Origin of the sequence: Bradyrhizobium sp. LA6.8, from assembly GCF_040547935.1 — a bacterium.
Lineage (GTDB): Bacteria > Pseudomonadota > Alphaproteobacteria > Rhizobiales > Xanthobacteraceae > Bradyrhizobium > Bradyrhizobium barranii.
In genome coordinates, this window is record NZ_JBEPQQ010000002.1 from 1,086,498 (window position 1) to 1,112,241 (window position 25,744).

Annotated in this window: 22 protein-coding genes; 12 read left to right on the forward strand and 10 right to left on the reverse strand. The window is 63.6% G+C overall.

The annotated features are described in order from the left end of the window. Positions 1 to 10: 10 nt before the first annotated feature. The 7 genes from tolB (at position 11) to ftsH (ending at position 10,250) form a co-directional block, all read left to right on the forward strand. Positions 11 to 1,354, forward strand: a complete 1,344-nt coding sequence (tolB, locus tag ABIA90_RS12240; protein WP_049807612.1) for a Tol-Pal system beta propeller repeat protein TolB — start codon at positions 11 to 13, stop codon at positions 1,352 to 1,354. A gap of 290 nt (positions 1,355 to 1,644) precedes the next feature. Next, positions 1,645 to 3,978 carry a putative bifunctional diguanylate cyclase/phosphodiesterase gene (locus tag ABIA90_RS12245; RefSeq protein WP_028152220.1) on the forward strand — a complete coding sequence of 778 codons (2,334 nt, stop codon included), beginning with the start codon at positions 1,645 to 1,647 and terminating at the stop codon, positions 3,976 to 3,978. A gap of 199 nt (positions 3,979 to 4,177) precedes the next feature. Then, entirely contained in the window at positions 4,178 to 4,903 is a 726-nt protein-coding gene (locus ABIA90_RS12250; RefSeq protein WP_354120058.1) for an N-acyl amino acid synthase FeeM domain-containing protein, read from the forward strand. Between the two features lie 293 nt (positions 4,904 to 5,196). After that, a complete protein-coding gene (gene pal, locus ABIA90_RS12255) occupies positions 5,197 to 5,685 on the forward strand; it encodes a peptidoglycan-associated lipoprotein Pal (protein ID WP_247437811.1) in 489 nt (162 codons plus the stop codon). 184 nt (positions 5,686 to 5,869) lie between these two features. Continuing rightward, positions 5,870 to 6,901 carry a tol-pal system protein YbgF gene (gene ybgF, locus ABIA90_RS12260; protein WP_354120059.1) on the forward strand — a complete coding sequence of 344 codons (1,032 nt, stop codon included), beginning with the start codon at positions 5,870 to 5,872 and terminating at the stop codon, positions 6,899 to 6,901. 72 nt (positions 6,902 to 6,973) lie between these two features. Then, complete coding sequence (gene tilS / locus ABIA90_RS12265; protein WP_354120060.1) at positions 6,974 to 8,068, forward strand: tRNA lysidine(34) synthetase TilS; 1,095 nt, start codon at positions 6,974 to 6,976, stop codon at positions 8,066 to 8,068. A 259-nt stretch (positions 8,069 to 8,327) separates the two neighbouring features. Then, positions 8,328 to 10,250 (forward strand): ATP-dependent zinc metalloprotease FtsH, encoded by a 1,923-nt coding sequence (ftsH, locus tag ABIA90_RS12270; RefSeq protein ID WP_063981098.1) that lies wholly within the window; start codon positions 8,328 to 8,330, stop codon positions 10,248 to 10,250. A gap of 10 nt (positions 10,251 to 10,260) precedes the next feature. On the opposite strand, the gene ABIA90_RS12275 is transcribed toward ftsH, so the two are convergent. From ABIA90_RS12275 to ABIA90_RS12290, 4 genes are all read right to left on the reverse strand, one after another. Then, entirely contained in the window at positions 10,261 to 10,533 is a 273-nt protein-coding gene (locus tag ABIA90_RS12275) for a hypothetical protein (RefSeq protein ID WP_354120061.1), read from the reverse strand. A gap of 62 nt (positions 10,534 to 10,595) precedes the next feature. Continuing rightward, the gene (locus tag ABIA90_RS12280; protein WP_354120062.1) at positions 10,596 to 11,465 is read right to left on the reverse strand and encodes an alpha/beta fold hydrolase; all 870 of its coding nucleotides are present in this window, start codon (positions 11,463 to 11,465) and stop codon (positions 10,596 to 10,598) included. A 143-nt stretch (positions 11,466 to 11,608) separates the two neighbouring features. Further along, the gene (locus ABIA90_RS12285; protein ID WP_354120063.1) at positions 11,609 to 12,469 is read right to left on the reverse strand and encodes a DMT family transporter; all 861 of its coding nucleotides are present in this window, start codon (positions 12,467 to 12,469) and stop codon (positions 11,609 to 11,611) included. Between the two features lie 86 nt (positions 12,470 to 12,555). Then, positions 12,556 to 13,170, reverse strand: coding sequence for a TetR/AcrR family transcriptional regulator (locus ABIA90_RS12290; protein WP_354120064.1), 615 nt, complete (start codon positions 13,168 to 13,170; stop codon positions 12,556 to 12,558). A gap of 232 nt (positions 13,171 to 13,402) precedes the next feature. On the opposite strand from ABIA90_RS12290, the gene ABIA90_RS12295 reads away from it, so the two are divergent. After that, positions 13,403 to 14,320, forward strand: coding sequence for an alpha/beta fold hydrolase (locus tag ABIA90_RS12295; protein WP_354120065.1), 918 nt, complete (start codon positions 13,403 to 13,405; stop codon positions 14,318 to 14,320). Positions 14,321 to 14,529: 209 nt separating this feature from the next. Here ABIA90_RS12295 and ABIA90_RS12300 read toward each other — a convergent pair whose 3' ends face one another. Next, positions 14,530 to 17,016 (reverse strand): arylsulfatase, encoded by a 2,487-nt coding sequence (locus tag ABIA90_RS12300; protein WP_354120066.1) that lies wholly within the window; start codon positions 17,014 to 17,016, stop codon positions 14,530 to 14,532. A 367-nt stretch (positions 17,017 to 17,383) separates the two neighbouring features. Between ABIA90_RS12300 and ABIA90_RS12305 the strand changes: the two genes are divergently transcribed. Further along, positions 17,384 to 17,833 carry a MaoC/PaaZ C-terminal domain-containing protein gene (locus ABIA90_RS12305; RefSeq protein WP_063981102.1) on the forward strand — a complete coding sequence of 150 codons (450 nt, stop codon included), beginning with the start codon at positions 17,384 to 17,386 and terminating at the stop codon, positions 17,831 to 17,833. Between the two features lie 193 nt (positions 17,834 to 18,026). Here ABIA90_RS12305 and ABIA90_RS12310 read toward each other — a convergent pair whose 3' ends face one another. The 3 genes from ABIA90_RS12310 to ABIA90_RS12320 form a co-directional block, all read right to left on the reverse strand. Beyond that, positions 18,027 to 19,001, reverse strand: a complete 975-nt coding sequence (locus tag ABIA90_RS12310) for an ABC transporter substrate-binding protein (RefSeq protein WP_354120067.1) — start codon at positions 18,999 to 19,001, stop codon at positions 18,027 to 18,029. 301 nt (positions 19,002 to 19,302) lie between these two features. Further along, entirely contained in the window at positions 19,303 to 19,566 is a 264-nt protein-coding gene (locus ABIA90_RS12315; RefSeq protein WP_354120068.1) for a hypothetical protein, read from the reverse strand. Positions 19,567 to 19,818: 252 nt separating this feature from the next. Further along, positions 19,819 to 21,306, reverse strand: a complete 1,488-nt coding sequence (locus ABIA90_RS12320; protein WP_354120069.1) for a hypothetical protein — start codon at positions 21,304 to 21,306, stop codon at positions 19,819 to 19,821. A gap of 291 nt (positions 21,307 to 21,597) precedes the next feature. On the opposite strand from ABIA90_RS12320, the gene ABIA90_RS12325 reads away from it, so the two are divergent. Both ABIA90_RS12325 and ABIA90_RS12330 read left to right on the forward strand, forming a co-directional pair. Then, a complete protein-coding gene (locus tag ABIA90_RS12325; RefSeq protein ID WP_014492421.1) occupies positions 21,598 to 21,762 on the forward strand; it encodes a Flp family type IVb pilin in 165 nt (54 codons plus the stop codon). A 450-nt stretch (positions 21,763 to 22,212) separates the two neighbouring features. Beyond that, positions 22,213 to 22,893, forward strand: coding sequence for a TetR/AcrR family transcriptional regulator (locus ABIA90_RS12330; protein ID WP_071909750.1), 681 nt, complete (start codon positions 22,213 to 22,215; stop codon positions 22,891 to 22,893). 151 nt (positions 22,894 to 23,044) lie between these two features. On the opposite strand, the gene pyk is transcribed toward ABIA90_RS12330, so the two are convergent. After that, the gene (gene pyk, locus ABIA90_RS12335; protein WP_063981106.1) at positions 23,045 to 24,481 is read right to left on the reverse strand and encodes a pyruvate kinase; all 1,437 of its coding nucleotides are present in this window, start codon (positions 24,479 to 24,481) and stop codon (positions 23,045 to 23,047) included. Continuing rightward, positions 24,478 to 25,077: a DUF1036 domain-containing protein gene (locus ABIA90_RS12340; RefSeq protein WP_014492424.1), complete on the reverse strand. Its 600-nt coding sequence runs from the start codon at positions 25,075 to 25,077 to the stop codon at positions 24,478 to 24,480. Before ABIA90_RS12340 ends, pyk begins: the two co-directional genes overlap by 4 nt. A gap of 181 nt (positions 25,078 to 25,258) precedes the next feature. Here ABIA90_RS12340 and ABIA90_RS12345 point away from each other — a divergent pair, with 181 nt between their 5' ends. Then, positions 25,259 to 25,561, forward strand: a complete 303-nt coding sequence (locus ABIA90_RS12345; RefSeq protein WP_028154102.1) for a DUF1244 domain-containing protein — start codon at positions 25,259 to 25,261, stop codon at positions 25,559 to 25,561. Positions 25,562 to 25,744 lie beyond the last annotated feature (183 nt).

Genomic DNA, 25,744 nt, shown 5'->3' on the forward strand with positions numbered 1-25,744 from the left:
CGTCCTATCGATGAACCGCCGCCGCTTCATGACGCTGACAGGATCGGCGCTCGCGACGCTCGGGGGCGGACACGCCCTGGCCCAGGGCCAAAAGCGGCTCGAACTCAATCCAACGGAGTTTCGGCCGATCCCGATCGCGATCTCCAACTTCGTGCCGGGCTCGCCCGCCGACGGCGACGTCAGCAACGGCGTCACCCAGGTCATCACCAACAATCTGAAGCGGTCGGGCCTGTTCGCACCGATCGACCAGGCCGCCTTCATCGAGCGCATCAGCAACATCGACGTCGCGCCGCAATTCCAGAACTGGAAGACCATCAACGCGCAGGCCCTTGTCACCGGCCGCATGACGCGGGGGCAGGACGGAAGGCTCAAGGCGGAATTCCGCCTGTGGGACGTCATCACGGGCCAGCAGCTTGCGGGCCAGCAATATTTCACCTCGCCGGAATATTGGCGCCGTATCGCCCACATCATCTCCGACCAGATCTATGAGCAGATGACCGGCGAAAAGGGCTATTTCGACAGCCGCGTGGTGTTCGTGGACGAGACCGGTCCAAAGGAGCGTCGCGTCAAGCGGCTCGCGATGATGGACCAGGACGGCGCCAATGTGCGCTATCTGACCCGCGGCTCCGACCTCGTGCTGACGCCGCGCTTCTCGCCGAACTCGCAAGAGATCACCTACATGGAGTTCGGCCAGGGCGATCCGAAGGTCTATCTCTTCAACATCGAGACCGGCCAGCGCGAGATCGTCGGCAATTTCCCCGGCATGACCTTCGCGCCGCGCTTCTCGCCGGACGGCCAGCGCGTCATCATGAGCTTGCAGCAGGGCGGCAATTCGAACCTGTTTGTGATGGATCTGCGCTCGCGCTCGACCACGCGCCTCACCGACACGCCGGCGATCGACACCTCTCCGTCCTACTCACCGGACGGCACCCGCATCTGCTTCGAGTCCGATCGCGGCGGCAGGTCGCAGATCTATGTGATGGCCGCGGGCGGCGGACAGGCGCAGCGCATCTCCTTCTCCAAGGACGACACCAACGCCACCTATTCGACGCCGGTGTGGTCGCCGCGTGGCGATTACATCGCCTTCACCAGGCAGGGCGGCGGGCAGTTCTCGATCGGCGTCATGAAGCCGGACGGCTCCGGCGAGCGTCTGCTCACCTCGGGCTATCACAACGAAGGGCCGACCTTCTCGCCGAACGGCCGCGTGCTGATGTTCTTCCGCGATCCCGGCGGCAGCGGCGGGCCGTCGCTGTTCTCCGTCGACATCTCCGGCCGCAACGAGCTCAAGGTGCCGACGCCGGGCTTCGCCTCCGACCCGGCATGGTCGCCGCTGCTGTCCTCGACACCCGGCTAGAGCGTTTGTGAGCGAAGCGGATACAGGTTCGCGTGAAACATCGGGGCTAAGACATTGCGCGTTCAGACGCGCGATGTTTTCGAAAAAACATGCCGATTTTTTCGGGGTTTGGTGCAGGACGCAAGCTTTCCTTCACCTTGTGCCCGGCAACGCTTGCCTAGTTGCTTGATATTTCAGCGGAAACATGTTCGCTATTGCCGAAAAACAACTCGACTTTAACGATGTTCCCTCAGAAAGGCTTCATCAGGTCTGGGTAAAAGTACGCGCCAAACAGGACGCGTAACAAGCCGATGCAGCTGGCCGACCAGAAGCAGAGCGATCGAGACGAGCTGGAGCCGATACTCTACGCCGCTCTCATCAACTCTATGGTGCAGAATTTCTGGGCGATTTTCCTGGGCTCGGCCTCCGCGGCCGTGGCCGCGGTCATGACTGCGCTGAAGACAGGCGATGTCTGGCTGTGGCCGCTCGCATTTCTGCTGATCGCGATCGGCACCGCGCGCGCGTTCCAGATGCGCGGATACGAAAACCGCACGCACCCACTGTCGTTCGAGGAAGCCAAGCACCTGGAGCCGCGCTACTGGCTCGGCGCGCTCAGCTATGCGGCGGTGCTCGGCCTGTGGTCCTTCGTCGTCATCTACAACAATGACGATCCGATTGCCGACATGCTCTGTGTCGCCATCGGCATCGGCTACACCGCGGGCGGCGCCGCCCGCAATTACGGCCAGCCCCGGGTGATCCAGTGGCACGTCGCGCTCGCCTGCGCACCGATGTCGCTCGCGCTGCTGCTGCATGGCGGCTTCTACCACATCGGGCTCGCCGTCCTGCTCGTGTTCTTCTTCGTCGGGCTGAAGAACATCAATCTCAGCCTGCATGCGATCTTCGTCAAGGCGCTGACCTCGAGCTTTCGTGAGTCCGCGCTGGCAAGCCAGTTCGACACCGCGCTCAACAACATGCCGCATGGCCTGTGCATGTTTCGCGCCGACGGCCGCCTTGCGGTGATGAACCATCGCTTCGGCGAGCTGATGGCGTTGCCCGAAGATCTGGTCAAGCGTGGCGCCACCGCTGCCGACATCGTATCGGCCTGTATCGCCGCCGGCTCCATCTCGGCGGAGAGCGGCAAGCAGATCCTGGCCGAGATCGAGCATGCGCGGATCTGCGAGATCGTCACCACCGACCCGGATTCCTCGCGCGGCCGCGCGCTCGCCTGGACGTTCCAGCCGATGACTGGCGGCGGCACGGTGCTGCTGCTGGAAGACATCACCGAGCGTACCAACGCGGAAGCCCGGATCACCCATCTCGCCCGCTATGACGAGCTCACGGCGCTGCCCAACCGGGTCTCGTTCCGCGACGAGATCGAACGGTTGCTGGCGATCTCGCACGACGCCGAGCGCCTCTCGGCGCTGCTGTTCGTCGACCTCGACCAGTTCAAGCAGGTCAACGACACGCTCGGCCATCCCTGCGGCGACCAGCTCCTGTGCGCGGTCGCCAACCGCCTGCGCGAGATGCTGCGTCCTGAGGATTTCGTCGCCCGCTTCGGCGGCGACGAGTTCGTCGTGTTCCAGCAGAACATCAGCTCGGCCGAGGATGCCGCGAGCCTCGCCCGCCGCATCGTCGAACGCCTGAGCGAGCGTTACCGCATCGACAATCATTTGGTCGAGATCGGCGCCAGCGTCGGCATCGCGCTGACCTCGCCGGACGGCGACGTCAGGGCCGACACGCTGCTCAAGAACGCCGACATGGCGCTCTATCGCGCCAAGGCCGACGGCCGCGGCACCTTCTGCTTCTTCCGCGACGAGATGGCGGCCACCGTCGAGGCCCGCCGCATCCTCGAGCTCGACCTGCGCAAGGCGCTGGCCAACGAGGAGTTCGAGCTGTTCTACCAGCCGCTGGTCAATCTGAAGTCCGGCAAGATCACGACCTGCGAGGCGCTGCTGCGCTGGAATCATCCGGTACGCGGCACGGTCTCGCCGGTCGACATCATCCCGGTCGCCGAGGACATGGGGCTGATCGTCGATCTCGGCCGCTGGATCCTGCGCCGCGCCTGCATGGAATGCATGAAGTGGCCCGACGGCGTCAGCGTCGCAGTGAACTTCTCGCCGCAGCAATTCCACCAGCGCGACGTGCTCAGCGAAATCCGCTACGCGCTCGAGGTCTCGGGGCTGCCGGCCCACCGGCTGGAGATCGAGATCACGGAGTCCTCGCTGCTTCGTAACACCCAGCTCACCCACGACACGCTGTCGCAACTGCATGCGCTCGGCGTGCGCATCTCGCTCGACGATTTCGGCACCGGCTATTCCAGCCTCAGCTATCTGCACAATTTCCCGATGCAGAAGGTGAAGATCGACCGCTCCTTCCTCGAGGGCATCGACACCGACCGGCCGCTGACGCTGCTGCGTGGCGTGGCGCGGCTGTCGGCCGACCTCGGCATGGCGGTGGTGGTCGAGGGCATCGAGACCAACGAGCAGCTCGAGCTGATCAGCGCCGACGGCACCGTCTCCGAGGCGCAAGGCTATCTGTTCAGCCGTCCGGTGCCCGCCGTGCGGATGCGACAGCTCCTCAACGCCTCGCATGGGCGGCGCGGCGAGGGCCTGCTCCAGGTTGTCAGCTCACGCTCCTTCGCCTGAGTCCACATCCAGAAATTGCACGTCGTTTCAGGCAGTTGCTGAACCGACCGTAGTGCTACGGGGGTTAACCCTATCGCGTCGATTGCTTTGCATCGTCGTTAAGGAGGTGTTAATAAATCGTCACGCGCGCGCAAGTTGTTCAGCGGCAAATGGCCCAGGTTCGCGTGGTGGTGTTGTTGGTGGTGGGTAAGGAGTTCGAATGCAGTCCTCAGCCAGATCTGTCATTTCGGCTGTTGGACGGGGAGCGGAGCTTCTGACCGACGTCGACTATCATCTCGCGGCGACGGACCCGGAGAAGGAGCAAATCTACAACCTCCGCTACCGCGCCTATCTGCGCGAGGGTGCCGTCAGGGAATCCGCGGAAGCCCGCGTCACCGACCGCTACGACGAGCTGCCGAACGCGTGGACCTTCGGCGTCTATCTCCGTGGCCAGCTCTGCAGCTCCGTGCGCATCAGCGTGCTGACTTCGGAATGGCGCGAGTCCACCTCGGCCGACGTCTTCCCCGACATCCTGCTGCCGCGGCTCGATCGCGGCGAGGTCATGATCGACCCGACCCGCTTTGTCGCCGATCCCGACCAGGTGAAGCGGGTTCCGGAATTGCCCTATCTGACGACCCGGCTCGCCTACATGGCGTGCGAGCACTTCAATGCCGATCTCGGCCTCGCCATCGTGCGTCCCGAGCATCAGGCCTTCTACCGGCGGGTGTTCCTGCACGAGACGATCGCCGAGCCCCGCCTGGTGCTGGGTCTCACCAAGCCGTTCGGCCTGATGGCGGCGGATTTCCCGACCTTCCGGAAGAAGGTGTTCGAGCGCTATCCGATCATGCGCTCCACCGCCTTCGAGCGGCGGATGCTGTTTGGGCGCGGCGGGCAGCGCGAGATCCCGCAGCGGTCGTCACTGGTGCCGGAAGCCGCTCACGTCTGATTGCCTGCCGTCACCGCCTCGAGCCGCCGCGCGCCTTTCGGCCGGGGCTCCGTTCATCCCCATCATCGTCCGAGCCCAAAATTCCAGCAAAAGCCTGCACTTTTGCCGGTTGCTGCAGGTTGCTTCACCCTCGCGCCACATTTAGAACCCATTAACCATGACGGTTGCTTTTCGCGGTTTGGGGGCATTTGACCGGCTGAAGCAAGGTTCCATCAAGGTTGACGGAACGTTCGCTTAACCAACCCCCTGTAGACCGGACAGCAGTGGACGAACGTGAGCGTGGAGGCTCCGGAATGAAATACCCTATGCGTATCCTCCAGGGATTGAAGCTGGCTGCGGTGGTTGCGATCGCGCTGTCGATGGGCGCATGCGCGAACAAGAACGCAGCGACGGATGCGATGGCCAATGCTGCGACGCCTGGCAGCCAGCAGGATTTCGTCGTTAACGTGGGCGACCGCGTGTTCTTCGAGAGCGACCAGACCGATCTGACGCCGCAGGCGATCGTGACCCTGGAGAAGCAGGCGCAGTGGCTCCAGAACTATCGGCAGTACAGCTTCACCGTCGAGGGTCATGCCGACGAGCGCGGCACCCGCGAATACAACATCGCGCTCGGCGCCCGACGCGCCCAGTCGGTGCGTTCGTTCCTCGCCTCGCGCGGCATCGATCCGAACCGCATGCGCACGATCTCCTACGGCAAGGAGCGGCCGGTCGCGGTCTGTAACGATATTTCCTGCTGGTCGCAGAACCGTCGCGCCGTCACCGTGCTGAACGCGAGCTCCTGACGATCAGTCAGGCGCCGTTCATCTTCAGGAACCGATTATGCCGGCGCCCTCTCGGGCGCCGGTTTTGTTTCAGCCATCTGTGACCGAAACCCCGTGGTGCCAGTCACATTTTTGGCGTACTGCCTTTCAATGTGTGGCGCGTCGCAGGTTCCGTCGCAGATTTCGTTTTCGTCGTCAGGGCAAGATGTCATCCAGATCCAAGGTCTTTACCGGCACCGTGGCGATCGCCGCGCTGTTCACTTTGTGCTCGCCCGCACTGGCGCAGTCGGACGATGACCCCGAGATGCGGATCGAGCGGCTGGAGAACCAGCTGCGCCAGCTCACCGGCCAGAACGAGGAGCTGCAATACCGCAACCGCCAGCTCGAGGAGCGGCTGCGGGCGCTCGAGGGTGGCGCGCAGGCCGCGCCCGGACAGGCGCCGGTCCAGCCCTCTGTCGCAGCCGTACCGCCTGCGCAGTCCGCGCCGGCCTACCGCCAGCAGCAACAGGCTCAGCCGAATTACGAGCAGCCGCAGATCGCTGCTCCCGCGCCGATCGTTCAGGAGCAGCCGGCGCCCGGTGCGCCCGGCGTGCGCCGCCGCGGTGACTCCTTCGATCCGAACCAGAACCCGAATGCGCCCGGCGCGCCGCGCGCGCTTGGTGGCGGGCAGCAGCCGATGGCGGCAGGCGCCCCTGGCGGCGGGCGCGCTGCCGGCGAGCCGCTCGATCTCGCCAACACCAGCCCGCGCTACCAGCAAGGCGTGCCGCCGGCAGCCCAGCCCGGCTACCCGCCGGCACAATCGGGTTATCCCGCGCCATCGGGCGGCACCGGCCTGACGACCCTGCCGCCCTCGGCTACGCCGCGCGACGAGTTCGACCTCGGCATCGGCTACATGCAGCGCAAGGACTATGCGCTCGCCGAGCAGACCATGAAGAATTTTGCGCAGAAACATCCGAGCGATCCGCTGCTCGGCGACGCGCAATACTGGCTCGGCGAAAGCTATTTCCAGCGCCAGCAATATCGCGACTCCGCGGAAGCCTTCCTCGCCGTCACCACCAAATACGACAAATCCGCCAAGGCGCCGGATGCCCTGCTGCGGCTCGGCCAGTCGCTGGCCGCGCTGAAGGAGAAAGAGGCCGCCTGCGCCGCCTTCGGCGAGGTCGGCCGCAAATATCCGCGCGCCTCCGCCGGCGTCAAATCCGCCGTCGATCGCGAGCAGAAGCGGGTGAAGTGCTGACGCGCGGCATTTGTGCCCTGACAATGCGGATGGCGCTGCGCTAAATTGTCTGGTGATTGCCTGGGCAGCGTCATGTCAGACGACGACAACTCACCGATCTCTGCGCGCGCGGCGAAGCAGCTCTTCGCCGAGCTCAGAAGCGCGCCGGCGCTGGTGCTCGCGGTCTCCGGCGGACCTGACTCGGTCGCGCTGATGTGGCTCGCCGCACGCTGGAAGCGCGGCCTGGCACGCGGCCCGCAACTGACCGTCGTCACCGTCGATCACGGCCTGCGCCCGGAGGCGGCGCGCGAGGCACGCGAGGTCAAGCGGCTGGCGGCTGAACTCGGGCTGGCGCACCGGACCCTGCGCTGGCGCGGCGCGAAGCCGAACACGGGACTGCCTGCCGCCGCACGCGAAGCCCGCTACCGCCTGCTTGCGCAGGCCGCGCGCAACGCCGGCGCGAGCCATGTGCTGACCGCCCACACCCGCGACGACCAGGCCGAGACCCTGTTGATGCGCCTTGTCCGCGGCAGCGGGCTTGCCGGGCTGTCGGCGATGGCGCGCCTCACGGAGCGCGACGGCGTCGTGCTGGCGCGCCCGCTGCTCGATGTCCCGAAGTCGCAGCTGATCGCGACCTTGAGGCGGGCGAAGATCGGCTTTGCCGACGATCCCACCAATCGCGACACCGCCTTCACCCGGCCGCGGCTGCGCGCGCTGCTGCCGCAGCTCGCGGCCGAGGGCGGCGACAGCAGGAGCCTGGCGCGGCTCGCAGGCAGGCTGGCGCGCGCCAATGCGGCGGTCGATGTGCTGGTCGATGGCGCCGAACGCTTCCTTCAGCTTCGGGCGCGCGGCGATGCGCCGCAGGCGGGCGTTCGCAGCTTCGAGGCCTCGGCATTCGCCAATCTGCCGGAGGAGGTCCGGCTGCGGCTCCTGCTGCGGGCCGTCAATGCCCTCGGTCATGAGGGGCCGGCGGAACTCGGCAAGGTCGAGACCCTCCTAGCGGCGCTCGACCAGGCCATAGCTGCAAGTTTGGCTGCAAGCCCCCGCGCAGCCGCAAATGGCCGGCCGTTCCTGAAGCAGACCCTTGCGGGAGCCTTGATCAGCCTTGCCGGGGGGCGTATCCACATCGCACCGGCGCCCGCCCGGCGGTCCAAGGGACGGATGAGGGCGGATCAGGGCGGATCATGACACCGGCCGTTTCGGCCGCGTGCCGTCAGGACACCTTAACCAGGCAGGAAAAACCCCGGGCAGATCGCCATTATTTCAGCGGGAATCGCTCTAAGATGGGATAAATAGTCCCATCTCGTTCCCTTGGCAGCGACCGGGGCGGCACCTAAATTGTATCCGTCTAACCAAGAGGATTCCTTGGGGATTTCCTCGCACTGACAAAGTAACTGCTACCGCCCAAGGATCAGGCCGCGATCCGCGCGACCATGAAGGAAGATCGATGAACGCCAATCTGCGCAATTTCGCCCTCTGGGTCATCATTGTCTTGCTGCTGTTGGCGTTGTTCACGCTCTTCCAGAATCCGGGTCAGCGCGCCTCCTCGCAGGACATCGCCTTCTCCCAGCTCTTGAGCGAAGTTGACCGCGGCAATGTGCGCGATGTTGTGATCCAGGGGCCGGATATCCACGGCACCTTCACCAATGGCTCAAGCTTCCAGACCTATGCGCCGAACGATCCGACGCTGGTGAAGCGCCTCTATGACAGCAAGGTCCAGATCACCGCGAAGCCGCCCGGCGACAACGTGCCGTGGTTCGTCTCGCTGCTGGTCTCCTGGCTGCCCTTCATCGCGCTGATCGGCGTGTGGATCTTCCTGTCGCGGCAGATGCAGGGCGGCGCCGGCAAGGCGATGGGCTTCGGCAAGTCGCGCGCCAAGATGCTGACGGAGGCCCATGGCCGCGTCACCTTCGAGGACGTCGCCGGCGTGGACGAAGCCAAGCAGGACCTGCAGGAGATCGTCGAATTCCTGCGCGACCCCGGCAAATTCCAGCGCCTCGGCGGCCGTATTCCGCGCGGCGTGCTGCTGGTCGGCCCTCCCGGCACCGGTAAGACCCTGATCGCGCGTGCGGTCGCGGGCGAAGCCAACGTGCCGTTCTTCACCATCTCGGGTTCCGACTTCGTCGAAATGTTCGTCGGCGTCGGTGCTTCCCGCGTCCGCGACATGTTCGAGCAGGCCAAGAAGAATGCGCCCTGCATCATCTTCATCGACGAAATCGACGCCGTCGGTCGTCACCGTGGCGCCGGTCTCGGCGGCGGCAATGATGAGCGCGAGCAGACGCTGAACCAGTTGCTGGTCGAGATGGACGGCTTCGAGGCCAACGAGGGCGTGATCCTGATCGCCGCGACCAACCGTCCCGACGTGCTCGATCCCGCGCTGCTGCGTCCGGGCCGCTTCGACCGTCAGGTCGTGGTGCCCAATCCCGACGTCGTCGGCCGCGAGCAGATCCTCAAGGTTCACGTCCGCAAGGTGCCGCTGGCGCCGGATATCAACCTGAAGACCATCGCGCGCGGCACCCCGGGCTTCTCCGGCGCCGACCTGATGAACCTCGTCAACGAAGCTGCCCTGACCGCCGCCCGCCGCAACAAGCGGATGGTGACGCAGGCCGAGTTCGAAGAGGCCAAGGACAAGGTGATGATGGGCGCCGAGCGCAAGTCGCTCGTCATGACCGAGGAAGAGAAGCTGCTGACGGCCTATCACGAGGGCGGCCACGCCATCGTCGGCCTCAACGTCGTCGCGACCGATCCGATCCACAAGGCGACCATCATTCCGCGCGGACGTGCGCTGGGCATGGTGATGCAGCTGCCCGAGCGCGACAAGCTGTCGATGTCGCTGGAGCAGATGACCTCGCGCCTTGCCATCATGATGGGTGGCCGCGTCGCCGAGGAGCTGATCTTCGGCCGTGAGAAGGTGACCTCGGGTGCATCCTCCGACATCGAGCAGGCGACGCGTCTGGCCCGCATGATGGTGACGCGCTGGGGCCTCTCGGAGGCGCTCGGCACCGTCTCCTATGGCGAGAACCAGGACGAGGTGTTCCTGGGCATGTCGGTGTCGCGCACCCAGAATGCGTCGGAAGCCACGGTCCAGAAGATCGACACCGAGATCCGGCGCTTCGTCGAAGAGGGCTACAACGAAGCGACCCGCATTCTCACCGAGAAGCGCGCCGATCTTGAAGCGCTCGCCAAGGGCCTGCTCGAGTTCGAGACCCTCTCCGGCGACGAGATCATCGACCTGCTCAAGGGCAAGAAGCCGAACCGCGAGTCCGTGCTCGAGCCGGCTACGCCGCGCGCCTCCGCCGTGCCCCCGGCCGGCAAGTCGCGTCCGCGCCCCGATCCGGATCCCGGCCTGGAGCCCCAGCCGCAGGCGTAATCGAGAAGCGTCAGATCGAATTGAAAAACGCGGCGGAAACGCCGCGTTTTTTGTTGGCTATTGGGACCTTGCGGGTGGAGACAAGTGTTGCCTCGTCATTGCGAGCGTAGCGAAGCAATCCAGAGTCTTTCCGCGGCGACAGTCTGGATTGCTTCGCTACGCTCGCAATGACGATGTTGATGCAGCTGCGTTCGCAATGACTTGGCGCCGCTCCCGTATGGGCAAAGGCGCTCTTGCGCCGTGCCCACCATCCCTCGGCAGTCACGGCAGAAGTGGTGGACACGCTTCCGCCTTCGCTCTTCGAACTGCGGCGGGACAAGTGCGCTTTGCCACCCTACGATCTTCTCACTTCGCTGCTGCTCCCGGCCTCTCACCGCCACGCTCCAGAAAATGCAGCAGGTCGTCACTGAACTGCTCGGGATCCTGCAGGAACGAGAAGTGACTGACCTCCGGCTGGATCAGCAGGCCGGCGCCCGGAATGTTTGCCGCCATGAACTCGGTGTTCTCGCGCTTGATCGCCTCGTCGTGGTCGCCGTCCACGATCCAGGTCGGGACCTTGATCGTCGCGAGATCCGACGCCGTCCATTTCGGCTGGCTCTCCCACATTTTGGTAATCTCGGCGACGAAGCTCTTGTACTCGGTCGGGGTCGGCGAGAGGCGCTTGTACTCCTCGCCGGCTCTCGCGATGTAGGCGTTGAAGACGTCGCTCGACGCGATGTCCGCAACGCCTGACGGATCCGAATTCGCGGCGAAGGCGAACAGCCTGCTCACGCGCTCCGGATGCTTCATCGCTATGTCGAGGCCGATGATCGCGCCGTCGCTCCAGCCGACGATCGCAGCTTTCCCGATCTTCAGGTGATCGAGCAGGGCGACCACGTCCGAGGCCATCAGATCGTAGCCATAGGGCTCCTGATTGCGGCTGCTGCGCCCATGCCCGCGGCTGTCCATGACGATGACCTGATAGTGCCGTTGCAGCGCGCGGACCTGGCGGCCCCAATAGTTGGCGTTGGCGAGGCCGCCATGCAGCAACAGGACGGGCTCGCCGCGGCCGAAAATTGCGTACCAGACCTTGATGCCGTTGACGGGCGCGAAGCCGCTCTGCGCCGCCCTGGGCAGTGTCGGCGTCGGCGGCAGGTTCAGCCATTGCGGTGCCGCATGTGCCGCGCTGATCGCGACCGTGACGACAAGCGCGGCGAGAAGATTGCGAAACATCATGATACGCCCTCCTGTTCGACCGGATATTAGCGCACGGCAAGTTGTGGGCGTCACGTCGCAACACGGTCCACCACCGAGACGTGAAGCCTCGTGATCTCCGTTGCCGGGCAGACGACATCGATGCCACAACGCAACGTCCGGGCTCAAATGGGGCGCGCGCTCGGTCTGACTTGTGTCATCGCAACGCCTGCGATCGCAAGCAGCCCGCCGGCGATCAACTTCGGGGTCATGCGCTCGCCAAGGAACAGCACGCTCGACGTCAAGGCGAACACCGGAAGCAGCAGGCCGAAGGGCGCGACCCGGCCCATCGAGCAGCGGGCGATCAGCCAGAACCAAAGGCCAAACCCGACAATTCCGCCAATGAAAATCGTGTAGGCGAGCGCCAGCCAGCCGCGTCCATCCGCTGTGACGAGGCTCGCCAGTTGTCCGTATTCGAGCAGCAGCGACATCAACATGACCTGCGGCACCGTGAACAGCGACGACCACCCCATCAGCATCAGGGGATCGAATGGGCCGTAGCGCTTCGTCAGGACGTTGGACACCGCGAACGCGAAGGCGGCCCCGACCACGAGCAGCAGCGGAAGCGCGTTTGCCGAGAGGGCTGGACCCGCCGCCAGCACGGCCACGCCGGCAAAGGCAAGCAGCACGCCGGCGGACGTGATGAGAGACGGCCGCTCGCCAAGCAGCGGCCAGGCCAGCAGGACGGTGAAGGGCGTCGCGAGCTGATACGCGACGGCCGACAGGCTTCCCGAGCCGAGCCCGAGGCCGACATAGAACAGGCCGAAGTTCAGGCCACCAAGGAAGATCGAAATCGCGACGACAGGGCCGAACTGCTCGCGCGTCGGCCGTTTGACGAACGGAACGAGCAGCAGTGCGATCGCGAGGAAGCGCAGCGCGAGGAAGAACAGCGGTGGAAACTCCGCAACGCCCACCTTGATGGCCACGAACTGATAACCCCAGAGCAGGGGAACGGCTACCGCGCAGACGATCTGGATGGCAGACATGGCATCTTCCTTTCAAGACCGATCGGTCCATATATTAGCGCGCCAAAGTGCGGAGGCGTCCGGGGTCGGTCGACCTGATTGGGTTGCTACCTGACGAACCGATCGAACAGAGCGTCAGCGGTGGCTTGCGATGTGGCCCGCGCCGGCGCCGTCTTGCCGACCACGCGCAGGCCCTCGACGAAACAGACCAGAATTTTGGCGGCACTCGCGGGATCGACACCGTGAGCCAGCTTGCCCGCCACCTTCGCACGGGACAGGGCATTGGCCAGGCGGGCCTCCATGGCCCTGAAGAAGCCCGCGACGCGACGACCAATCTCGGCATCCTGGCCGGCCAGCTCCATGGCCGTGGCCACCAGCAGGCAGCCGCGCCGGCCGTTGGCACCGCTGGTGCGGTCGACATAGCCGGCAAGATAGGCCCGCAGGGCGTCGAGCGGCTCCCTGCGGGGGGCGAGCTCGACATCCATCCGCGTCACGGCATCCGCAATGTAGCGATCGAGCGCGCGCAGGAAGAGCGAGTGCTTGTCGCCGAACGCGGCATAAAGGCTGCCACGCGAGAGTTTTGTAGCGCGAAGCAGGTCCGGCAGCGCCGTGGCGTGATAGCCGCGCGACCAGAACACCCCCATCGCGCGTTCGACCGCGGCATCCACGTCGAAGCTTCGGGGACGGCCACGGGGCGACTGCACTGGGGTTCGGCGGCTCATGATCGATATATAGACCGATCGGTCCTTAAGTCGCAAGTGCCCGCTTCGGGGCGAAAGCCGGCGTCAGCCTCGAACGCCGAAATGGCTACTGAGGGCCAGTTGCAGACATCCGACAGCCATGTGACCATGGCGGCCGTTGTTGCAGCCCACGATCAAGAAATTCCAGAAAGAGATGGTTCACTGAGACAAAGGCTCCGCGAGATCGACGAGTCATCGAGGCCCGACGGAGGGCATGTATTTGAGAAATTCAAGCAACGCTGCGCGTCCTGGCGAAGGTGCAATCCAGATCGGCGGTCGATCACTGGCTTACCTTCAGGTCGGCGACCCGAACGGTCCGCTCGTACTTCACAATCATGGCGGACCATCGAGCCGGCTGGAAGCCAAGGTTTTTGCGTCTCACGCGCTCAAACTTGGTTTGAGATTTGTGTGCGTGGACCGTCCAGGCCAAGGCAAATCAGATCCTCAACACGGTCGCACCTTCGCAGGCTGGGCCGCAGACCTGGGAGCGATTGCCAACGCCTTTGAGACCGATCGCTTTGCGGTCACAGGCTGGTCTGAGGGTGGTCCTTGGGCGCTCGCGGCAGCGGCGTACCTCGATCCCGCGAGGCTGATACACGTGACCAGCATCGCTCCCGGATCCTACGGCGCATTCGGTACGAATTGGGCGGCGAAGGATCTGTCCTCGACCGACGCCATGGGCGGGTTCCTTGCACTGCATTTCCGGCCGGGTTTCCAGCTAATGTATGACCTGATCGATCTCGCTGCGACGCGGTTTCCGGAGCAGTACAAGAAGGCATTGCTGAAGGCGAGCTGCCCCGCTGACCTCGCGGCGCTTGCTGATGACGATGTGTTGAGTGCCATCGTGGAGTCTGGACGCGAGTGCTTCCGGCAAGGCGTTGACGGTCTCGTGACCGATGCGCAGATGCTCTACCAACAGTGGCCATTCGACGTCACGGCGATCCATAGGCCGGTTCATCTGTGGCAAGGCAGCGCCGATACGTTTGTGCCTTACGCAGTAAACAAACCGCTGGGTGAGCGGATGCCTGGAGCGGTATGGCACGAAGTCGCTGATGGCGGGCACTTTATCGCGAGTTCACACGCCGCCGAAATATTGGCGATCGTTGCCAACGATGTGGCAGCGACGGCGTGATTTCTATCTCCCATCGTCCCGATGGGAATGTCCGCTACGGGTCAAAATGCGAAGAACTCAGAGTGAGCAAAGTCAGTGCGCTCTACCCCACCAAGCGGACCTCAATGAAAGGCGTCGCCACTTCGCTGATGGGCCAGGAACGAACTGGTGTTGGCGCGGGACACAAAGAGAGCCCTCCTCGCGTAACGGGGAAGGGGCAAGTCTTGCGCTCAAGCCTTGTGTTTGATCTTCACTGTGTTGATGGTGCCAGTGAAGGCGTTTTCCCAAGGATCGTAGTCATCGCACACTGGGGAGTAGGCATCCATGCCGATGTCGGCGGTCTCACCGGCCAGCGACCACACCGCACCCTGCGTCTTATTGATGCGGCCTTCGCCGACTTTCCTGCCGTTGATCGACAGCACGCCGGTGCCGCCCTTGTGCAGGCCGCCGCCGTCATAGGTGAAATCATAGACCAGCGTGACCTTGCCTTCCGGTAGAGCCTCCTTGCCTTCGATGAAGTATTTCTCCCGCGCCAGCCAGTTGTAGGCGAGCTTGGGTCTTCCGTCCTTGACGTAAAGACTCCAGCCGCCGAACAGGCCACCCTGCGAGACCACGACGCCGTTGGCGCCGCCTTTGGGAATGACCAGGTCGGCGGTGACGACATAGGAACGGCTGAGCGTGTCGATGAAGACATTTTCAGCCATGCCGGTCATCCCGGCGTAGTAGGTCACCTCGGTACGGCCGGCCATAATGTCAGGCCGCCCGGCATTGGTCGCATTCAGCCGTGCGAAGGAGCGGTCATCCATCGGATAAACGCCGAACTTGATCGCCTCCTGATGGAATAGATCCTGCAGTTCTTTCAGCTTCGCGGGATTTTGCGCGGCGAGGTCGGTGGCCTGTCCGAAGTCCACGGCCACATTGTAAAGCTCCCATTTGTCCTTGGCGTAGTCATCGACGCGGGGGCTGCTCTCCCATGGCGCGCGGTGCATCACGCAGGCCATCCAGCCGTCCTTGTAGATGCTGCGATTGCCGCTGCACTCGTTGTACTGGACGGTGTGGCGATCCTTTGCCGCCGCATCGTCGAACGAGTAGATCATGCTGGTGCCGGCCATCGGAATCTGCTCGACGCCGTTGACTATCTTTGGCTCGGGGATGCCGACGGCTTCAAGGATGGTGGGGCCAACGTCGATCAGGTGGGTATATTGCCTGCGGATTTCCCCTTTCGATTTGATGCCGCCCGGCCAGCGAATGACCATCCCCTGATTCTGGCCGCCGCCCTGACAGGCATTGATGCACCAGGTTGCCGGCGTGGAGCCGGCCATTGCCCAGGCCACCGAATAGTTGGGGTAGGAGTTCGGTCCGCCATACTCGTCCATTCGGGTCCTGAGATACGGGATGTCTTCGGGTGCGTCGTTGAGGTTGGACCATTCGTTGAAGGTTCCGTTTAGACCACCGATCGCGGTGCCGCCATTGTCGCCGGCGATATAGATCACGATGGTGTTGTCGAGTTCGCCGAGATCCCCGATCGCATCGATCAAACGCCCGATCTCGCGGTCGGTATGCTCGGCATAGCCTGCATAGACTTCCATTTGCCGCGACAGCACCTTCTTCGCGTCGTCCGAAAGGGCGTCCCATTTAGGAATTTCAGGAGGGTTTTCAGCAATCTTGGTGCCCGGAGGCATCAGGCCCATCTTTATCTGACGCGCAAGAATTTCCCCGCGTAGCTTGTCCCACCCCTGATCAAATTTCCCCTTGTAGACATCGAGCCATTCTTTCGGCGGCGTGTGAGGCGGATGCGCGCCGCCCGTGGCGTAATACATAAAGAACGGACGATCTGGGGTCAGCGAGCGCGTACCACGTATCCAGCCTATCGCCTTGTCCGTGATATCGACGTTGAAATGATAGTTTGGGTCGCGCGGCACGCCGAGTTCGGTAGTGCCATCCACGAGGTAGGGCCGGAACAAGTTCTTCTCGCCGCCGATGAAGCCATAGAATTTTTCAAAGCCCTGTCGCGCTGGCCAGCGGTCGAACGGGCCGCTCATGCTGGTTTCCCACGGCGGCGTCTCGTGGCTTTTGCCGAACATCGACGTGCAATAGCCCCACTGTCGAAGAATTTCAGCGATAGGCGCAACGCTCTTTGGCCGCATGCCGGTGTCGCCGGGATATGAGGTCGCACCATCAACTACAGCGGCTTGGCTATTTTGATGTTGATTGCGTCCGGTCAATAGCGCGGTGCGGCTCGGCGAACACAGACTGTTGACGTGAAAGTTCGTGTACGTCAGCCCCTCTTTGGCGAGACGATCCATGGTCGGGAAGTTGATCGGTCCGCCGAAGGTCGATGGGTCCGCATAGGAAGTCTGGTCTTGAAGAATGACCAGGATGTTGGGGGCGCCCTTCGGCGGCCGGATCGAGACTGGCTTCGGCTGCGGCACCTTGCGCCAATCCGGCTCGGTGATGACAGGACGCGGCGGCTGCGGAAACGGCAGGATCTCGCCAAGCTTCGGTCCCGTCGATGCGGGTGCTGCTGCAGGTGCCGGTGCAGCCTGTTGCACTTGAGCGGTCGCTGGCGCCGTCGCCGCCAAAGCCGTCATCGCAGCGAGCGACGAACCACCCAACAAAAGGTCGCGTCGTTGCATGCCGTCATTGCCGCGCCTCTTTTTTTCGGATGCGTTTGAGGAGGATTCGTTCGGGGGACCGTCTTCTGGATGATCGCTCATAAGCGTCCTCTCTTGTTCGACGATTGAACCAAACTTCCTGGATGTACCTCACGTTGATCTAGATCAATGGAAGACCGCTATGGGTCAAAATGCGAAGAACGCAGAGTGAGCAAAGTCAGTCCGCTCTACGCGACCAAGCGGACCTCAATGAAAGGTGTCGCCACTTCGCTGATGGGCCAGGAGCTGATTTTCGGATGATGACCTTTGGTGTTTGCTCATCCGGGAAAGGCTGCCTTGGAAATTGGTGCGACTCGCCTGAACGACGTGCGGGTTAGCCGGACAAGAACAGAAATTGATGCTTGAAAAGGGTTATAATCCCGCCGCGTTGAGCCGTGCCTGATTTACTTCATCCGCAGAGGACGAAGCCATGACCCAGCTGTATTTTGAAGATGCCGAAATTGGTATGACTAGCAAGGCTGGTCCTTATCTGGTCTCGAAGGAAGAGATCGTCCAGTTCGCCAAGCAATATGATCCAGCGCCCCGTCACCTCGATGAGGAGGCAGCAGCACGTTCAATTTTTGGAGGACTAACCGCATCGAGCGCCCATACGTTTTCGATCTTCATCTCGCTCACGCCGAAGCTCCAGCCTCGGCTCCATGTCCTCGCCGGAATGGGTTGGGATGAGTTAAGGCTGCCGAACCCGGTACGCCCAGGAGATGAACTCGATCTTGAAATGATTGTTCTGGAGAAGCGGGAGTCTAAGTCGAAACCTGATCGAGGCATCGTGCGCAACCAAATCCGAGTGCGCAATCAACAAAACGAAATCGTCTTGCAGTGTATAGCCAATATTCTCGTTGCGAGACGAGCGGGTCCATAGCAAGGAGCCATCGTCCGTCTTGGCGGCGCTTGCCAACGCAAAATGTTCACGTCCGCTATGGGTCAAAATGCGAAGAACGCAGAGTGAGCAAAGTCAGTCCGCTCTACCCCACCAAGCGGACCCCAATGAAAGGTGTCGCCACTTCGCTGATGGGCCAGAAACGGACTCATGCAATGCAGCAAACAGCATCGTCTCACTCGATCACCTTGTCAGCGCGCGCCAATAGAGCCTCCGGAACCATCACACCCATCGCCTTAGCGGTCTTGAGGTTGATCACCAGCTCGAATTTCGTCGGCTGTTCGACCGGCAGATCGGCAGGCATCGTGCCGCGCAAAAGGCTCGCCGCAAATCGGGCAGTAAGGTCTGCCAAGTGATCGGAGGATGGGCCGTAGCCGATAAAGCCACCTTGCTCGGCCCGCACTCCCCACTGATACATGGTTGGAAGGCGCAGTGCTGCAACTCGTTCCATAATCAGCGGACCATTGCCGTCGAGCATCCCGGAACCAAGAACATTTAGCGCCGTGGCCCCCGATGCCTGTGCCCTATCGATAGTCGCGACAATCTCCTCGGCTCTGGTGACGCGATAGATTGAAAGCTCGACGTTTTTTGCGCGCGCCGCCTCTTGCAGAGCGCGCGTCTTCGCCTCAGTTGTTAACAAGCTGGTATCGGCGAGAGCCGCCATGCGGCGAATTCCAGGCACGGCTTCGATCAGGATTTCCTGTCGCTTGCCGTCAAGGTCAGCGCCGAAAATGCTGATCCCCGTGATATTGCCATCGGGCCGGGCGAACGATTTTACCAAGCCCTCCGCGACCAAATCGCCTGTGATCCCAACGATGGGAATGCTCTTGGTCGCCTGCTGTACGGCGTCAGCTGCCGCGCCTGAAGCAGCATAGATGACATCGGGTTGGGCTATGACCAGCTCCGCCGCATGTTGCGAAAGCAGATCGATATGAGGTGCAAAGGCGCGGTAATCAATCGTGAGGTTTTGGCCTTCAATGAAACCAGCGCGCCGTAGGTTGTCGAAAAAACGTACGTTAAAGTCAATGTCGCGAGGATGCGGAGACAAGCAACCCAGGCGATAGGTCCGTCCCGCTTTCTGGGCCAGCGCTGCGAGCGGCAACGCCACCACCGCGCCGCCGACAAGCGTGATGAAACCGCGCCGTCTCATTGGAACCCCCAATGGAAAACGCCTCGTCCATGTCGAAGTCTAGCACTTCAAGACGGGACGCCGATGAGAACAATCGGCCCGGTCGCTGCGTCCAAATGTCCGAGATGGGTCAGAAGCGGCGGTAGACGCCAAGCTGCTTAGGCGTCTGGTTGACCTCTGACAGCCGACATGACACGTGTTCGGGCGAGTTTCGGCTAAGGGCCACAAGCTGACATCGCTGATGCCATACTCAATCACTTCATCTGCGATGCCCAGCGTGGGCGGTATCGTTACCCCCAGCGCCTTCGCGGTCTTGCGGAAATCAGCGCGCGAATTTGTAGTAAGCGAACGCCGCCGAAGTGACCGTAAGCAATGCCGAAGCAATCCAGATCGGCGCCAGCACAAAGATGGCTATCGCGCCCTGCCCACAGGCCCCGCATGCAACCCAGAACAATATTGGAAAAAAACATAACAGGATGACTACGGCAAATCCTGTACTGAGCCAAACTCCTCTCGACCCCCATCGCGCACCCAAAAACCATGGCATGGCGGGAAAGCCGAAGGACAGAATAACCAGGAGGGTCATCAGATCGTCGAACGTGATTGGCTCTTGGTCGTTAACACGAGGCAGATGGTTCAAGCCCATACGAAAACCGCGCGAGCCCTTGTCATCGCTGCTACGCTGACTCCGGGCGCATAAGTCGAATAACAGCAACTGACATTGCCGCTTGACGACCGCCTTGGGGCAAACGGCGAAATGGCCGGAATGCGTGCCTAGGTCCGCTTCACATCTTTAAGCGAACGTCGGATCTGAGAGGACGCGCCTGAAGCTAGGTCCTCACTTCGACGGCACCGCCGCGCCGTCCGCATTGTCCCGCACATGAATGACGGCGATGTCATCCGTATAGATCCGCTTCCAGCCCTTGAGCTGGTCGAGGATTTGCGGGCCCGGCGCATCGGCGACCAATAGCGTCGCGTCGATCTTGTACTGGTCGAGCAGGCGCGGCAGCAGCTCGGGCTTCTTGCCTTCCGTCGCCTTGAAGAAGTCCATGACGAACTTTTCGCCATAGAGCTCGGCGCGGCCGTCGACGTAAACAGGGACGTCGCGCGAGATCAGATAGCCGCCGAACTGATAGGCGTTGAAGATGCGCTGCACCCCGAGTTTTTCGAGCAGGTCGACCGCCGCTACCGGCGTCTGCGCCATCGTGAACGTGAAGCGATGGTGTCCCATGTAAAGCGAGGTCGAGGTCCAGCTCGCGGCCACGATCATGAGCGCGCCGAGCGCGGTGACATAGCGGGCCGGCCAGCGGTCGGCGCCGGCTGTGTCCGCTGGCGGGCGCGCGAACATCTCGCCGAGCGGCTTTGCCAGCACCAGCGGCACCAGGAAGGCGAAGGCCTCGATATTCCTGACATGGGTCAGCGCGCTCCAGGTCAGGAACAGGATCAGGAAGATCCGCGGCGCCGACAGCACGAGGCCGCGATAATAGCCGAGTGCGATCAGGCCGAGCAGTGCGCCTTCGAATCCGGTGAAGGTGGCAAAGTTCGCTGGCATCCATTCGAAGATCAGTGACAGCAATTCGCCGAGGCTGAGGATGTTGGTCGCACCCATCAGCGTCCGCCAGCCGTAAGGCGTGCAGCAGGCAGCGATCAGCGCGCCGACGCCGAACAGCACCCAGCGCATGAACAGCTTCAGCCGCGCTCCCTTCTCGGCATGCTCGACCGCTTCGAGCGAGATCGGACCGATCAGCGTGAGGCCCAGCACGAAGCCGCCATGCAAATTCGCCCAGAGCGCCATCAGGGGCAGCCAGGTCCAGGACGGCGCGCTTCTGCGGTCGGCAGCCGCCATCAGCAGGCCGACCCACGCCACCATGACGGGCAGCGCCAGAATATGCGGACGCGCCAGCACGTGATGCAGTGCCAGCAGCAACGCCAGCATCGCGAACAGCACCGAGCGCGGCGCCTCGATCTGCGCGTCGAGCAGATAGACGAAGACCGCAGCGGTGAGCGCCATCCCGGTCGCGGTGAGGATGACCGGACCTGCCCAGCCCCATTGCGCGTAGGAGAAGGCGAACAGCACCTGCGATAGCCACGACGTCGAGATCCAGGATTCCCCTGGGCGCGTGAAGGAATAGAAGTCGGTGTAGGGCAGGGCGCCGTGATCGAGGATCCATTGCCCGATCTTGATCTGCCAGAACGAGTCGGAGTCCTGAAGCAGCGTGTCGCCGACGAAGAGGAAGAACAGATAGGTGCCGGCACCGACGCAGAGCGGCAGCAGTGCTCGCGCGCGGCTCTGCATCGCAATGCTGTTGGCAAAGGAAAGGGACATGCCGCCTCGTTCTTGTCGGGTTGGCCGAGCGGGCGGCATTGGACCATGCGCGGTCATAACTTCGGGTAAATCGCGCCCCCGCGGCATTGCCGCGGATAGCTACGATTTAACGGATTGTTTTCAATTCTCCTTTACCATCGTCGAATACGTGCAATCCGCTTCGTGTTTCCGCAGTCGAATTAACTGCGGCGCAATTCTTTGCCTCTAGGTTCGGTTCCATGGTCGGGCGGCGCTGGGAAGCCGAAAAGACCAGACCATTTGTAAGCCTCGTGTACTCTTTGGGAGCAGTCTATGAAGAACCTCGTTTCGCGTTTCGTGAAGGATGAATCCGGCGCCACCGCCATTGAATACGGCCTGATCGCTGCCGGCATCGCGCTCGCGATCATCACCGTCGTCAACAACCTCGGCAGCTCGCTGAACACCAAGTTCGGCTCGATCTCGTCCAGCCTCAAGTAAGACCGGACGATCTGAGAGTTTCGAGAGCCCCGTCCCGGACGGGGCTCTTTTCTTTTGCGGGGTGGAGTGAGCCGGAGGCTGCTCGGCCTGCATGGTTCGCCCGGCGATGCAGAGCATCGTCCGGAGATGCCCGCTTTGGCGGGCTCCTCACCAAGAGGGTCTGATATCTTGCCGCGAAACGCGACCTCATCCTGAGGGCACGCCGTAGGCGGGCGTCTCGAAGGATGGGCCCGCAGGCAAGCTTCCCGGCACGTTCTTCTTCAAAGCCCTCCAGCCGGCGTCACCAGGCTTGGCGCTCCCGTCCGTCCGGCGTGACGTTCTACGCATTTGCATCTTGTCATTCACTTTGAATAGTTGTTCAGTCCTTGCGGGACGATTTGCATCTATTGCAGGGACGACGCGTTCGGCCGCGCGGGGCGTGCGGCTGGCGTGTGGGACAGGAAGCGCGCCATGGTTTATCGGCGAACGCATCAAGTGGTGAAGCGCCTTGCGGCCAGGCGCAGTGCGATCCTTGCTGCAGCGCGGGAAGCTGCGGCGGAAGGTGGGATGGCGGCGGTGCAGATCGCGCCGGTTGCTGTCCGGGCCAGTGTCGCGGCCGGAACGGTCTACCGTTACTTCCCGTCCAAGTCCGAGCTGATCTCCGAATTGATTGCCGAGGTGTCGCGCGACGAGCTCGCGGCGATCCGCCGGGCGGCCGATGCCGCGCCCGGCCCATCCTCGGCGCTGGCGGCGGCCGTCACCACTGTGGCGGTCCATACGCTGTCGCAGCGCAGGCTGGCCTGGGGCATCCTGGCCGAGCCGGTCGACGTCGATGTCAGCGCGTCCCGCCTGGCCAGCCGCCGCGAGATCGCCGGCGAGATCGCCGCGCGGATCGACGCCGCCGTGCGTGCCGGCCATTTGCCGGCGCAGGATACCGCGCTCGCCGCCACCGCGCTGTTAGGGGCGCTGCATGAGGCCCTGGTCGGGCCGCTCGCGCCCGACAATCTCGACGATCCCGCCAGGATGCGCGATGCGGTGCAGACCGTGACGCTGCTGGCCCTGCGCGCCGTCGGCGTGATGGACGCCCGTGCCCGCGGTCTGGTGGTGCAGCAGACGCTGCTGCCGACCGCGAAAGCGCTGGTCGGGGCCTGAAGAGCAGGGCGCGGCCGGGGCCGAGACCTGATTCCGCTCAGGTCATTGCCCGAGCGCGCTTTTCCACAAAACCCGAGCACCTTCGCCGGCAACGCCGGCTACTGTGCATGGGGTTGTTTTCGTCTTTTTTTGTTTGCCGGACTCCGGCGGACTAGATATCCGCGCCGCCCTCGGGGCCGACCGAGGCGATGCGCACCATGTTGGTGGTGCCGGGAATGCCGAGCGGCACGCCGGCGACGATGATCACGCGCTGGCCGGCGCGGACAAAACCGTCGCGGAAGGCGATCTGGCCGGCGCGGCTCACCATGTCGTCCTGGTCGCGCGCGTCTTCCGCCACCACGCAATGCACGCCCCAGACCACCGCCAGCCGGCGTCCAGCCGCGATGTTGGGCGTGATCGCCACGATCGGCGGCTTCGGCCGCTCGCGCGCGACGCGCACCGCGGTCGAGCCCGAGCTGGTCCAGCAGATCAGGGCCGGCAGATCGAGCGTCTCGGCGATCTGGCGGGCGGCGTCCGCGATGGCGTCGCCGGCGGTGGATTCCGGCGCGGGGCGCTGCGCGGTGAGCACGGAACGATAAATCGGGTCGCGCTCGACCTCTTCGCCGATGCGGTTCATGGTCGAGACCGCCTCGACCGGGAATTTGCCGGCCGCCGATTCCGCCGACAGCATGATGGCGTCGGCGCCTTCATAGACGGCGGTGGCGACGTCCGAGACCTCGGCGCGGGTCGGCACCGGCGACTGGATCATCGATTCCAGCATCTGGGTCGCGATCACCACCGGCTTGCCGGCGCGGCGCGCCATGCGCGTCATCTGCTTCTGGAGGCTCGGCACGCGCTCCAGCGGCAGCTCGACGCCGAGATCGCCGCGCGCCACCATCAGCGCGTCGGAGGCCTCGATGATGTCGGCGAGGCGGTCGATCGCCTGCGGCTTCTCGATCTTGGCCATCACCGCGGCGCGGCCGCGGATCATCTTCTTGGCCTCGATCACGTCGTCGGCGCGCTGCACGAAGGACAGCGCGATCCAGTCGACGCCGGTCACCAGCGCGGCCTCGAGGTCGGCACGGTCCTTCGGCGTCATCGCCGAGACCGGCAAATCGGTGTCGGGCAGGCTGACGCCCTTGCGGTCGGACATCCGGCCGCCGACCACGACACGCGTCACCGCGTGCTCCTTCGAGGTCTCCTCCGCGATCAGGCGCACCTTGCCGTCGTCGAGCAGCAGCGAATGGCCGGGCCTGAGTGCTGCCAGGATCTCCGGATGCGGGAGATTGACGCGCGTGGCATCGCCCGGCGTCTTGTCGGAATCGAGCGTGAAGATCTGGCCGTTCTGGAGCTGGACCGCGCCTTCCGCGAAGGCGCCGAGCCTGAGCTTCGGGCCCTGGAGATCGACCAGGATGCCGATCGGCCGGCCATAACTGCTCTCGACGTTGCGGATCGTCGCGACCAGCTCCCGCATCTTGTCATGCGGGGTGTGGCTCATGTTGATGCGGAACAGATCGGCGCCGGCCTCGAACAGGCGGCGGATCATCGCGAGGTCCGAAGAGGCAGGTCCCAGGGTCGCGAGAATCTTGATACGGCGAAGACGCCTCATGGCTTATTTCCAGACGGTGGCGAGGGGGCTGGCGGAAGGCCAGGCGCGGCGGGGGGCGTACCACCGGGCGGACTATTGGGCAAACCCGGAACGCCACCACCCGGGCCGACAGGGCCCGGCAGGCCGGGCACGCGCTGCTGCTGTGACGGCTGCTCGTTGGCGTCGGTGAGCTGAACCGTCCAGGCCCGCTGCTCGCCGGTATCGACCTCGAAATAGCCGGTCCGGTCGTAGCCGCGCGCGAGGCAATCCTCGGTGCCGCGGATGGTGAATTCCTTGTCGCGCGAGCACATGAAGGCCTGGCCCGACCATTCGCCGCCGCGGTCGTAGTCGATCGCGTAGATGTAATAATAGCGGGCGACCAGCGTTCCCCGCAGCAGGGTCTCGCAGGACCGGGACGAGATGTTCCACCAGCCCTCGGTGGTCCAGCCCTCGGCGTCCTTGTAGCCGAGCGCAATGCCGACCCGGCTCGAGGTGTTGTTGCAAAGCCGGAAGTCGGCGGAAGCCGGGCTGGCCCAGAGGCACAGCAGGCCAACCACCAGCACCGGGACCAACCGGGCGAGCAGGCGAAGGGGGGCGCGGGGAGATTCGGCGATCATTGTCGCGGAACGTATACCAGATGATTGACGATTTGGCGTAGGGCCGGGGGAACCGGCCTTCGGGTTGGCTCCAGCGCCGTTTGCGCCGCGATGTGGCAAAATCTGTGACAAGGGCCCACCTGATCCCGTAAGGGTGACCCCCATCGGGGGCAGAACCAATTCAGGCCGAAGGGATCCAGCCATGGCAATCGACGACAAAACCAGAACGGAGCTCGAGGCGGCCGCTTTCCGGCGCCTGGTCGATCATCTGAAGACGCGGACCGACGTCCAGAACATCGATCTGATGAATCTGGCCGGCTTCTGCCGCAACTGCCTGTCCAACTGGCTCAAGGACGCCGCCGACGCGCAGGGCGTGAGCTTAAGCAAGGACGAGAGCCGCGAGGCCGTCTACGGCATGCCCTACGAGACCTGGAAGTCGAAATACCAGGGCACGGCCACGCCCGAGCAGGTCGAGGCGATGAAGAAGGTTCACCCCGGGCACTGAACGGCCTCGCCGGCAGTCTGGCGGTGAGTCGCACCACACAACTTCTTTCTTGGCCTCGCCGCAGGAAGGTGTGGGCGCGCTGTGGACGAGCGCGATGCTTGCTTGAACGCAGTCGGCGCCAACCCTAAGGGTTCTGGCAGCACGCGCGGTGAGGATGCCGGCGTCACCTCGTTTTGCCAGTTC

What these genes read in the sequence shown, in the direction of transcription:
- tolB (WP_049807612.1), top strand. Translation starts at nt 11, where the DNA reads ATGAACCGCCGCCGCTTCATGACGCTGACAGGATCGGCGCTCGCGACG.
- ABIA90_RS12245 (WP_028152220.1), top strand. Translation starts at nt 1,645, where the DNA reads ATGCAGCTGGCCGACCAGAAGCAGAGCGATCGAGACGAGCTGGAGCCG.
- ABIA90_RS12250 (WP_354120058.1), top strand. Translation starts at nt 4,178, where the DNA reads ATGCAGTCCTCAGCCAGATCTGTCATTTCGGCTGTTGGACGGGGAGCG.
- pal (WP_247437811.1), top strand. Translation starts at nt 5,197, where the DNA reads ATGAAATACCCTATGCGTATCCTCCAGGGATTGAAGCTGGCTGCGGTG.
- ybgF (WP_354120059.1), top strand. Translation starts at nt 5,870, where the DNA reads ATGTCATCCAGATCCAAGGTCTTTACCGGCACCGTGGCGATCGCCGCG.
- tilS (WP_354120060.1), top strand. Translation starts at nt 6,974, where the DNA reads ATGTCAGACGACGACAACTCACCGATCTCTGCGCGCGCGGCGAAGCAG.
- ftsH (WP_063981098.1), top strand. Translation starts at nt 8,328, where the DNA reads ATGAACGCCAATCTGCGCAATTTCGCCCTCTGGGTCATCATTGTCTTG.
- ABIA90_RS12280 (WP_354120062.1), bottom strand. Translation starts at nt 11,465, where the DNA reads ATGATGTTTCGCAATCTTCTCGCCGCGCTTGTCGTCACGGTCGCGATC.
- ABIA90_RS12285 (WP_354120063.1), bottom strand. Translation starts at nt 12,469, where the DNA reads ATGTCTGCCATCCAGATCGTCTGCGCGGTAGCCGTTCCCCTGCTCTGG.
- ABIA90_RS12290 (WP_354120064.1), bottom strand. Translation starts at nt 13,170, where the DNA reads ATGAGCCGCCGAACCCCAGTGCAGTCGCCCCGTGGCCGTCCCCGAAGC.
- ABIA90_RS12295 (WP_354120065.1), top strand. Translation starts at nt 13,403, where the DNA reads ATGTATTTGAGAAATTCAAGCAACGCTGCGCGTCCTGGCGAAGGTGCA.
- ABIA90_RS12300 (WP_354120066.1), bottom strand. Translation starts at nt 17,016, where the DNA reads ATGAGCGATCATCCAGAAGACGGTCCCCCGAACGAATCCTCCTCAAAC.
- ABIA90_RS12305 (WP_063981102.1), top strand. Translation starts at nt 17,384, where the DNA reads ATGACCCAGCTGTATTTTGAAGATGCCGAAATTGGTATGACTAGCAAG.
- ABIA90_RS12310 (WP_354120067.1), bottom strand. Translation starts at nt 19,001, where the DNA reads ATGAGACGGCGCGGTTTCATCACGCTTGTCGGCGGCGCGGTGGTGGCG.
- ABIA90_RS12315 (WP_354120068.1), bottom strand. Translation starts at nt 19,566, where the DNA reads ATGACCCTCCTGGTTATTCTGTCCTTCGGCTTTCCCGCCATGCCATGG.
- ABIA90_RS12320 (WP_354120069.1), bottom strand. Translation starts at nt 21,306, where the DNA reads ATGTCCCTTTCCTTTGCCAACAGCATTGCGATGCAGAGCCGCGCGCGA.
- ABIA90_RS12325 (WP_014492421.1), top strand. Translation starts at nt 21,598, where the DNA reads ATGAAGAACCTCGTTTCGCGTTTCGTGAAGGATGAATCCGGCGCCACC.
- ABIA90_RS12330 (WP_071909750.1), top strand. Translation starts at nt 22,213, where the DNA reads ATGGTTTATCGGCGAACGCATCAAGTGGTGAAGCGCCTTGCGGCCAGG.
- pyk (WP_063981106.1), bottom strand. Translation starts at nt 24,481, where the DNA reads ATGAGGCGTCTTCGCCGTATCAAGATTCTCGCGACCCTGGGACCTGCC.
- ABIA90_RS12340 (WP_014492424.1), bottom strand. Translation starts at nt 25,077, where the DNA reads ATGATCGCCGAATCTCCCCGCGCCCCCCTTCGCCTGCTCGCCCGGTTG.
- ABIA90_RS12345 (WP_028154102.1), top strand. Translation starts at nt 25,259, where the DNA reads ATGGCAATCGACGACAAAACCAGAACGGAGCTCGAGGCGGCCGCTTTC.